This window comes from Burkholderia sp. LMG 13014 (assembly GCF_905232215.1).
Lineage (GTDB): Bacteria > Pseudomonadota > Gammaproteobacteria > Burkholderiales > Burkholderiaceae > Burkholderia.
The window spans coordinates 1-9,387 of record NZ_CAJNKE010000220.1; the positions used below are offsets into that span (position 1 = coordinate 1).

General features: G+C 66.3%; 8 protein-coding genes. 6 read left to right on the forward strand and 2 right to left on the reverse strand.

Annotated elements, in window-relative coordinates; all coding sequences use genetic code 11:
* The 6 genes from JYJ84_RS20540 to ptsP all read left to right on the forward strand — a co-directional run.
* The coding region (locus JYJ84_RS20540) for an ammonium transporter (RefSeq protein ID WP_275890732.1) at nucleotides 1–1,217 on the forward strand (1,217 nt) is incomplete at its 5' end.
* A 244-nt stretch (nucleotides 1,218–1,461) separates the two neighbouring features.
* Nucleotides 1,462–2,751: a glutamate--cysteine ligase gene (gene gshA / locus JYJ84_RS20545; RefSeq protein WP_043187192.1), complete on the forward strand. Its 1,290-nt coding sequence runs from the start codon at nucleotides 1,462–1,464 to the stop codon at nucleotides 2,749–2,751.
* 26 nt (nucleotides 2,752–2,777) lie between these two features.
* Entirely contained in the window at nucleotides 2,778–3,734 is a 957-nt protein-coding gene (gshB, locus tag JYJ84_RS20550) for a glutathione synthase (protein ID WP_175034800.1), read from the forward strand.
* A 230-nt stretch (nucleotides 3,735–3,964) separates the two neighbouring features.
* On the forward strand, nucleotides 3,965–4,435 hold the full coding sequence (locus JYJ84_RS20555) for a PTS sugar transporter subunit IIA (protein WP_043187196.1): 471 nt from the start codon (nucleotides 3,965–3,967) through the stop codon (nucleotides 4,433–4,435).
* Nucleotides 4,436–4,508: 73 nt separating this feature from the next.
* The gene (locus JYJ84_RS20560) at nucleotides 4,509–4,778 is read left to right on the forward strand and encodes an HPr family phosphocarrier protein (RefSeq protein ID WP_011353292.1); all 270 of its coding nucleotides are present in this window, start codon (nucleotides 4,509–4,511) and stop codon (nucleotides 4,776–4,778) included.
* 201 nt (nucleotides 4,779–4,979) lie between these two features.
* Nucleotides 4,980–6,752, forward strand: a complete 1,773-nt coding sequence (ptsP, locus tag JYJ84_RS20565) for a phosphoenolpyruvate--protein phosphotransferase (protein WP_175221607.1) — start codon at nucleotides 4,980–4,982, stop codon at nucleotides 6,750–6,752.
* Nucleotides 6,753–6,820: 68 nt separating this feature from the next.
* Here ptsP and JYJ84_RS20570 read toward each other — a convergent pair whose 3' ends face one another.
* Together JYJ84_RS20570 and JYJ84_RS20575 are read right to left on the reverse strand one after the other, a co-directional pair.
* Complete coding sequence (locus tag JYJ84_RS20570) at nucleotides 6,821–7,573, reverse strand: HesA/MoeB/ThiF family protein (RefSeq protein ID WP_175221608.1); 753 nt, start codon at nucleotides 7,571–7,573, stop codon at nucleotides 6,821–6,823.
* 104 nt (nucleotides 7,574–7,677) lie between these two features.
* On the reverse strand, nucleotides 7,678–9,222 hold the full coding sequence (locus JYJ84_RS20575) for a S41 family peptidase (RefSeq protein ID WP_122946335.1): 1,545 nt from the start codon (nucleotides 9,220–9,222) through the stop codon (nucleotides 7,678–7,680).
* Nucleotides 9,223–9,387 lie beyond the last annotated feature (165 nt).

Genomic DNA, 9,387 nt, shown 5'->3' on the forward strand with positions numbered 1-9,387 from the left:
AGATCAGCGCGGGCGACACCGCGTGGATGCTGACCTCCACCGCGCTCGTGCTGTTCATGACGATCCCGGGCCTCGCGCTGTTCTACGCGGGCATGGTCCGCAAGAAGAACGTGCTGGCGACGGTGATGCAGAGCTTCGCGATCACCGCGGTGATCACGGTGCTGTGGACGGTGATCGGCTACAGCCTCGCGTTCACGCCGGGCAACGGCTTCATCGGCGGCCTGTCGCGCGCGTTCCTGCACGGGATGAACTACATCCACGGCGACAAGGCGACGACGCTGACCGTCAGCCACCTCGCGCCGACGATTCCGGAATCGGTCTACTTCGTCTACCAGATGACGTTCGCGATCATCACGCCGGCGCTGATCTGCGGCGCGTTCGCCGACCGCATGAAGTTCTCGGCGATGCTCGTGTTCATGACGCTCTGGTCGCTGATCGTCTATGTGCCGATCGCGCACATGGTGTGGGAGCCGACCGGCTGGCTGTCGTCGGACGGCGTGCTCGACTTCGCGGGCGGCACGGTGGTGCACATCAACGCCGGTATCGCGGGCCTCGTGTCGTGCCTGATGCTCGGCAAGCGCGTCGGCTTCGGCCGCGAATCGATGGCGCCGCACAACCTCGTGCTGACGATGATCGGCGGCTCGATGCTGTGGGTCGGCTGGTTCGGCTTCAACGCGGGTTCGGCGGTTGCGGCCGACGGCCGTGCCGGCTTCGCGATGCTGACGACGCAAGTCGCGACGGCCTGCGCGGCGCTCGGCTGGATGTTTGCCGAGTGGATCTCGCACGGCAAGCCGTCGGTGCTCGGCATCGTGTCGGGTGCGGTCGCGGGTCTCGTCGCGATCACGCCGGCGGCCGGCTTCGTCGGCGTGACGGGTGCGCTTGCGATCGGTATCGCCGCGGGTGTCGTGTGCTTCTGGTCGGCCACGTGGCTCAAGTCGAAGCTCGGCTATGACGATTCGCTCGACGCGTTCGGCGTGCACGGCGTGGGCGGGATTCTCGGCGCGTTGCTGACGGGCGTGTTCGCGGTGAAGGACATCGGCGGCGCCGACGGCAGCCTGCTGCTGCAGGCCAAGGGCGTGCTGATCACGCTGGTCTACAGCGGCGTGCTGAGCTTCGTGCTGCTGAAGCTGATCGACCTGACGATCGGCCTGCGCGTGTCGGAAGAGGAAGAGCGCGAAGGCCTCGACGTGGTCCTGCACGGCGAGCATGTCGAATAAGTCACACGATTGACCGGCGGGCCGCCGCGACGACGGCGCCCGCGATGAATGAGCGCAGCGACTTCGGCCCGCCCCACCCGGCGGGCTTTTTTTCTCCTGTCACCCGCTGCCGTAGCGCATAACCCTTCGCGCTATCGGGTCAATAGCCGAAAACTTCCTCCAAACCCTTGCGAAGCCGGGAACAATCCCCAAATGGGCAGGGCAATTGCTCTACAATCTTCATTCTCCCGCTCGCGAGTGATTCATGGTTCCCCACCTCGTTACCGCGTTGAACGGTCCACTGCTCGAACTCGAGCAGAAGATCCTCGACGCGACGCCTGCGATCGAACGCTGGTTCAGGCTCGAATGGCAGGAACATACCCCGCCGTTCTATTGTTCGGTGGACCTGCGCAACGCCGGCTTCAAGCTGGCGCCCGTCGACGCGAACCTGTTTCCCGGCGCATTCAACAATCTGCCGTCCGAAGTGCTGCCGCTCGCCGTGCAGGCCGCGATGGCCGCGATCGAGAAGATCTGCCCGGACGCGAAGAACCTGCTCGTGATTCCCGAGCTGCCGACCCGCAACGCGTTCTACCTCGAAAACGTCGCACGCCTCGCGACGATCATGCGCCAGGCTGGCCTGAACGTGCGTTTCGGCTCGCTCGACCCGAGCATCACCGACATGACGCCGATCACGCTGGCCGACGGCCAGAAGATCGTGCTCGAACCGCTCGAGCGTTCGCAGCGTCGCCTCGGCCTGAAGAATTTCGATCCGTGCTCGATCCTGCTGAACAACGACCTGTCGGCCGGCATCCCGGGCGTGCTGGAAAACCTGCACGAGCAGTACCTGCTGCCGCCGCTGCATGCGGGCTGGGCCGTGCGCCGCAAGTCGACGCACTTCTCGTGCTACGACGACGTCGCGAAGAAGTTCGCGAAGATGGTCGGCGTCGATCCGTGGATGGTGAATCCGTATTTCGCGCACGTGGAAGGGGTCGACTGGCAGGCGCATGAAGGCGAGCAGGCGCTCGCCGACGCGATCGACGGCGTGCTGAAGAAGATCGCGCGCAAGTACCGCGAATACGGGATCAGCGAGAAGCCGTACGTCGTCGTGAAGGCCGACGCGGGCACGGCGGGGCGCGGCGTGATGACCGTGCACGACGCGGCCGAGATCGGCCGGATGTCGAAAGCCGAGCGCGCGCAGATGGCCGAGTCGAAGGCCGGCCTCGCGGTGCGCGACGTGATCGTGCAGGAAGGCGTCTATACGTTCGAGCGCGTCGGCGACGAAGTCGCGGAGCCCGTCGTGTACATGATCGACCGCTACGTGGTCGGCGGCTTCTACCGTACGCACGCCGGCCGCGAGCGCGACCAGAACCTGAACGCGCCCGGCATGCACTACGTGCCGCTCGGCTTCGAGCACACCGCGCTGCCGGATGCGGGCGCGAAGCCGGGTGCCGCGCCGCCGAACCGTTTCTACATGTACGGCGTCGTCGCGCGGCTGTCGCTGATCGCGTCGTCGATCGAACTGGAAAAGACCGATCCCGAAGCCATCCAGGTGTAACGGACCTTCGCCAAGTACAGGACCTCATGGACATTCTCTTTATCGCCGACCCGCTCGAGCGCTTCAAGATCTACAAGGATTCGACCTACGCGATGATGGCGGAGGCGGCGCGGCGCGGGCATGCGATCTACGCGTGCGAGCCGCGCCACCTTGCGTGGACGGGTTCGGCCGTCGAGGCCGACGTGCGGCGCGTCACGTTCGTCGGCGAGCTGGACGACCTGCATCGCGACACCTGGTTCGAAGAAGGGCCCGTCGACGCGCGCCGCCTCGAATCGTTCGGCGCGGTGCTGATGCGCAAGGATCCGCCGTTCGACATGGAATACGTGACGTCGACCTGGCTGCTGGAGCTGGCCGAGCGCGCCGGCGCGCGCGTGTTCAACAAGGCGCAGTCGATCCGCGACCATTCGGAAAAGCTCGCGATCGGCGAGTTTCCGCAGTTCGTCGCACCGACGCTCGTCACGCGCGACGCGAAACGGCTGCGCGCGTTCCACGCCGAGCACGGCGACGTGATCCTGAAACCGCTCGACGGGATGGGCGGGATGGGCGTGTTCCGCGTGAAGCCGGACGGCATGAACCTCGGTTCGATCATCGAGATGCTGAGCCACGACGGCACGCGTTCGGTGATGGCGCAGAAATTCATTCCCGAGATCAAGGCCGGCGACAAGCGCATCCTGCTGATCGGCGGCGAGCCGGTGCCGTTTTCGCTCGCCCGGATTCCGCAGGGCAGCGAGGTGCGCGGCAATCTCGCGGCGGGCGGGCTCGGTGTCGCACAGCCGCTGACCGCGCGCGATCGCGAGATCGCCGAAACGCTTGGGCCCGTGCTCGCGGCACGCGGGCTGCTGCTGGTCGGCCTCGATGCGATCGGCGACTGGCTGACCGAGGTGAACGTCACGAGTCCGACGTGTTTCCGCGAGATCATGGAGCAAACCGGCTTCGACGTCGCCGCGATGTTCATCGACGCGCTGGAGCGTGCGGCCGCGTAGGCCGTCTCCCGCGCAACCCCGGCGGCGGCCGCGCAGGTCCCCCGTCGCCGGAGCCGTTCGACCGGCCTGCTACAATGCCCGCTTGCCCGGTGCCGCGATCGCGCACCGAAGGCCCGGCGGTCGGGCCGATACTGTTGCAAGGCTGATCATGAAACGTTTCCCACACTCGCTACGCTCATTGCCCCGCCGCGGGGTGTCGGCCCGCCAGGGGCGGCCGGGAGCGATCTGACATGGCCGGGATTCTGATCATCGCGCACGCCCCGCTCGCCACCGCGCTGCGGGACTGCATCGCGCACATCTACGGCGGCGTGCCCGCCCGCATCGGTTGTATCGACGTGATGGCGGACAGCGATCCGACCCAGGTGATGGCGTTCGCGCACGCGGAACTCGCGCGGCTCAGGGAAGAGAACGGCGTGGTCGTGCTGACCGACATGTACGGCGCGACGCCTGCGAACATTGCGGGCCAGCTCGCGAAGCTCGACAACGTGCGCGTGCTCGCGGGCGTGAACCTGCCGATGCTCGTGCGGGTCGTCTGCTACCGCACCGTGCCGCTCGACAAGCTGGTGGACAAGGCGCTGTCCGGCGGCGCGAAGGGCGTCCACGAGGTGTCGGCCGGCACACCGCCGCCGCCGACGGAAACCGGCTGTGGCCAGTGCGCGCCGATTCCGCCCGAACCGCAGCCGCGCACCGAATCGCACTGATTTCCCGTTTTCCGTTTTAGACAGCACCGCCGACGCGCGCCGCCGGCGGCCCCGACCGACCCGACCGAGAATCATGCTTCAACAAGAAACCACCATCGTCAATAAATTGGGGCTCCATGCGCGCGCATCGGCCAAGCTTACGCAACTGGCCGGCAACTTCCAGTCGGAAGTCTGGATGACACGCAACGGGCGCAAGATCAACGCGAAGAGCATCATGGGCGTGATGATGCTGGCGGCCGGCATCGGCAGCACCGTGACGATCGAGACCGAAGGGTCCGACGAGCAGGAAGCGATGGACGCGCTGCTGAAACTGATCGCCGACAAGTTCGGCGAAGGCCAGTGATCGCCACGCGGGATCGTTGCCGTTTCCAGCCAGAATGCCGCGGATTCCGCGGCATTTTTTTCGTCGGAAGCATTGATGCGGAATGCGCAATGCTGCGGTGCATGCAGTCAGCGGGGAGTCGCGGAATTTATAATCGCTAACCGGGGTCATAAGCGCATCGCAGCAGTGTGCCGCGGCTTTACTTGTACAGAGGAGGTGCGCGTGTCCTTCACGCTGCATGGCATTCCCGTCTCACGTGGTATCGCGATCGGGCGAGCGTATCTGATCGCGCCGGCGGCGCTCGACGTCGCCCATTACCTGGTCGAGGCAAACCTGATCGATGCGGAGGTCGAGCGCTTCCGCACGGCGCTCGAGGTCGTGCATCACGAACTCGAAGCGCTGCGCGCCGATCTGACCGACGACACGCCGAGCGAAGTCGGCGCATTCATCGACGTGCACGCGATGATCCTGAGCGACGAGATGCTCGTGCAGGAAACCATCGACCTGATCCGCACGCGCCGCTACAACGTCGAGTGGGCGCTGACCGAGCAGCTCGAGCTGCTCACGCGCCACTTCGACGACATCGAGGACGAATACCTGCGCGAGCGCAAGGCCGACATCGAGCAGGTGGTCGAGCGCGTGCTGAAGGCGCTCGCCGGCGCGCCGTCCGCGTCGCAGGCACTGGACCGCGCGGCCAAGAACGGCACGAACGAGATGATCGTCGTCGCGCACGACATCGCGCCGGCCGACATGATGCAGTTCAAGTCGCAGTCGTTCCAGGCGTTCGTCACCGACCTCGGCGGGCGCACGTCGCACACGGCGATCGTCGCGCGCAGCCTCGGCATACCGGCCGCGGTCGGCGTGCAGCATGCGAGCGCGCTGATCCGCCAGGACGACCTGATCATCGTCGACGGCGACCAGGGCATCGTGATCGTCGATCCGGCGCCGATCGTCCTCGAGGAATATTCGTACCGGCAGTCCGAGAAGTTGCTGGAGCAACGCAAGCTGCAGCGTTTGAAATTCTCGCCGACGCAAACGTTATGCGGCACCAAGATCGAGCTGTACGCGAACATCGAGCTGCCCGACGACGCGAAGGCGGCCGTCGAGGCCGGCGCGGTCGGCGTCGGGCTGTTCCGTTCCGAGTTCCTGTTCATGCATCAGAAGGAGATGCCGGAGGAGGAGGAGCAGTTCGCCGCGTACAAGCGGGCCGTCGAGTGGATGAAGGGCATGCCGGTGACGATCCGCACGATCGACGTCGGCGCGGACAAGCCGCTCGAGGCGCTCGACGAAGGCTACGAGACGGCACCGAACCCCGCGCTCGGCCTGCGCGCGATTCGCTGGAGCCTGTCCGAGCCGCAGATGTTCCTCACGCAGTTGCGTGCGATCCTGCGCGCGTCCGCGTTCGGCCAGGTGAAGATCCTGATCCCGATGCTCGCGCACGCGCAGGAGATCGACCAGACGCTCGACCTGATCCGCGAGGCGAAGCGCCAGCTCGACGACGCGGGGCTCGCGTACGATCCGAACGTGCGGATCGGCGCGATGATCGAGATTCCGGCCGCGGCGATTGCGTTGCCGCTGTTCCTGAAGCGCTTCGATTTCCTGTCGATCGGCACGAACGACCTGATCCAGTACACGCTCGCGATCGACCGCGCCGATAACGCGGTCGCGCACCTGTACGACCCGCTGCATCCGGCCGTGCTGCACCTGATCGCCTATACGTTGCGCGAAGCGAAGCGCGCGGGCGTGTCGGTGTCGGTATGCGGGGAGATGGCCGGCGATCCGGCGCTCACGCGCCTGTTGCTCGGGATGGGGCTCACCGAGTTCTCGATGCACCCGAGCCAGCTGCTGGTCGTGAAGCAGGAGATCCTGCGCGCACACCTGAAGGCGCTCGAGAAGCCGACGGCCGACGTGCTGGCCGCGTTCGAGCCGGAGGAAGTGCAGGCCGCGCTGCAGCGCCTGTCGGTTGCCGAACCGCGTGCGGACGCGGCTGCTTAGGCGTTCCCGCCGCCGCTAACTGTAGCGGAGTGTCACGCATGCGCCGTTCGGCGCATGCCCGTCGCGCGTCAGTGCCGGCCCCCGCACACGGGGCAGTCGGCCTGGCGCGCGATTTTCATCGTCGTCCATTCCATCCGCAGCGAATCGAGCATCATCAGCCGCCCGTTGAGCGTCTTGCCGATCTCGCCGATCACGCGCAGTGCCTCGGCGGCCTGCATCGCGCCAATGATCCCGACCGTCGGCGCGAACACGCCCATCGTCGCGCACGCGACTTCCTCGAACGGCTGGTCTTCCGGGAACACGCACGCATAGCAGGGCGCGGACGGGTCGCGGAAATCGAACGTGCTGATCTGGCCGTCGAAGCGCAGCGCGGCGCCCGACACGAGCGGCACGCCGTGCGCGACGCACGCGCGGTTGATCGCGTGTCGCGTCGCGAAGTTGTCGGTGCAGTCGAGCACGACGGTCGCGCGCGGCACGTGCGCGTCGAGCCACGCGTCGTCGACGCGCTCGGCGACCGCGTGCACCTTCACCTCGGGGTTCAGCTGTGCGATGGCGTCGCGCCCCGATTCGACCTTGCTGCGGCCGACCGATGCCGTCACGTGCAGGATTTGCCGCTGCAGGTTCGTCAGGTCGACCGTATCGGCGTCGACGAGCGTGATCGTGCCGACGCCCGATGCCGCGAGATACATCGCGGCGGGCGAGCCGAGACCACCCGCGCCGACGACGATCGCGTGCGCATCGAGAAAGCGCTGCTGCGCCTCGATGCCGATTTCGTCGACGAGGATGTGACGGGAATAGCGAAGGAGTTGATCGTCGTTCATGGGGAGTCGTGGGCGAGGCGGCGGACGTGTCGTTATTTTAGGCGCGCATGAAAAACGGGCCATCGCGGTCTTCCCGCGATGGCCCGTCGGATGCCGGCCGGCGCTTACTGCGGCGCCGACGCGGGCTTCGGTGCGGCCGCCGGCTTCACGCTTGCCGATGCCTTCGAGCCCGCCGCAGCCTTGCCGGCCGGGCTCTTCGCGCTCTCGGCGAGCAGCGACTTCGATTCCTGGACCGGCTTGCCTTCGAGCTTGTTGAGCGCCTGCTGCATCATGAAGTCGTCGGCGCTGCCGAACTCGATCGGCTTGCGATCGCGATCCTTCTGGCGCTGCTCCGGCGTCTTCTTGTCGTTCTGCTCTTCGAGGATGCGCAGCTGATCCATCCGGCGCTGCTCGCGGTCTTCCTGTTCCTTCTTCTCGTTCGGATCCTGCGTGTTCGCGAGGTGGTTCGAGTAGTCGACTTCGCGCGTCACGAGCACGTCGTCCGGATCGCCGTCCGCGTACTGATCGACCGGCACGTCCGGCGTGATGCCCTTGTTCTGGATCGAACGACCGCTCGGCGTGTAGTAGTACGCGGTGGTCAGGCGCAGCGCGGTGTCGGCCGTCATCGGGCGAACCGTCTGCACCGAACCCTTGCCGAACGTCGTCTTGCCCATGATCTGCGCGCGCTTCGAATCCTGCAGCGCGCCGGCGACGATCTCCGACGCGGACGCCGAATAGGCGTTCGTCAGCACGATCATCGGGACGGTCTTGAAGACCGGCGGCAGGTTCTTCAGCGGATCGCCATCGAAGGACGGCAGGCGATAGTTGTCGTAGGTATCGCGGTAGACCTGCTTCGAATCGGCGATCTGGCCGTTGGTCGACACGACGACGGAGTCGGGCGGCAGGAACGCGCCGGCCACGCCGACCGCGCTCTGCAGCAGGCCGCCGCCGTTGTTGCGCAGGTCGAGGACGAGGCCCTTCAGGTTCGGCTGCTGGCGCGCGATGTCCTGCAGCTTCTGGGCGAGATCGGGCGTCGTGCGCTCCTGGAAGCTCGTGATGCGGACATACGCGTAGCCCGGATCGAGGATCTTCATCTTCACGCTCTGGACCTTGATGATCGCGCGCGTGACGGTGACCGGGAACGTGCGGTCGTCGCTCTTGCGGAAGATCGTCAGCGTGACCTTGGTGCCCGGCTCGCCGCGCATCTGCTTCACGGCCTTGTCGAGCGTCATGCCGCGCACCGGCTTGTCGTTGATGCGCGTGATCAGGTCGCCCGGACGGATGCCGGCGCGGAACGCGGGCGTATCTTCGATCGGCGAGATCACCTTGACGAGACCGTCTTCCTGCGAGATCTCGATGCCGAGACCCGCGAAGCGGCCCTTCGTCTGCTCCTGCAGCTCGTCATAGTCGGTCTTGTCGAGGAACGACGAGTGCGGGTCGAGGCTCGACACCATGCCCTTGATCGCGGCCGTCAGCAGCTTCTTGTCGTCGACCGGTTCGACGTACTCGCGCTTGATCTGTCCGAAGACTTCCGCGAACAGGCGGAGCTGGTCGAGGGGAAGCGGCGCCGTGGCGGTCTGCTCGGCCGATGCGGAAACCTGCAGCGTGGCGAACACGCCCGTGGCGAGGCCCGCGGCAATCAGGCCGATGTTCTTCAATTTCATTCGCATAGAGATCTGGTGCGGTCGGGAAGCGCGTGGCGGTAGCGGGGATGATGTAGCGGACAAGTATAACTGTTCGTCCGATAACTCAGTGGAACGGCGCGAAAAGCGTCGAAAAGGGCCCGGGGCCTGCCCGGCGGGGCACCGCCGGATGCGCTGCGGGTTCGAAAGCGG

Coding starts and splice junctions, on each gene's coding strand:
- JYJ84_RS20575 (WP_122946335.1), bottom strand. CDS start 9,222: ATGCGAATGAAATTGAAGAACATCGGCCTGATTGCCGCGGGCCTCGCC.
- JYJ84_RS20555 (WP_043187196.1), top strand. CDS start 3,965: ATGGCCGGGATTCTGATCATCGCGCACGCCCCGCTCGCCACCGCGCTG.
- JYJ84_RS20560 (WP_011353292.1), top strand. CDS start 4,509: ATGCTTCAACAAGAAACCACCATCGTCAATAAATTGGGGCTCCATGCG.
- gshA (WP_043187192.1), top strand. CDS start 1,462: ATGGTTCCCCACCTCGTTACCGCGTTGAACGGTCCACTGCTCGAACTC.
- JYJ84_RS20570 (WP_175221608.1), bottom strand. CDS start 7,573: ATGAACGACGATCAACTCCTTCGCTATTCCCGTCACATCCTCGTCGAC.
- gshB (WP_175034800.1), top strand. CDS start 2,778: ATGGACATTCTCTTTATCGCCGACCCGCTCGAGCGCTTCAAGATCTAC.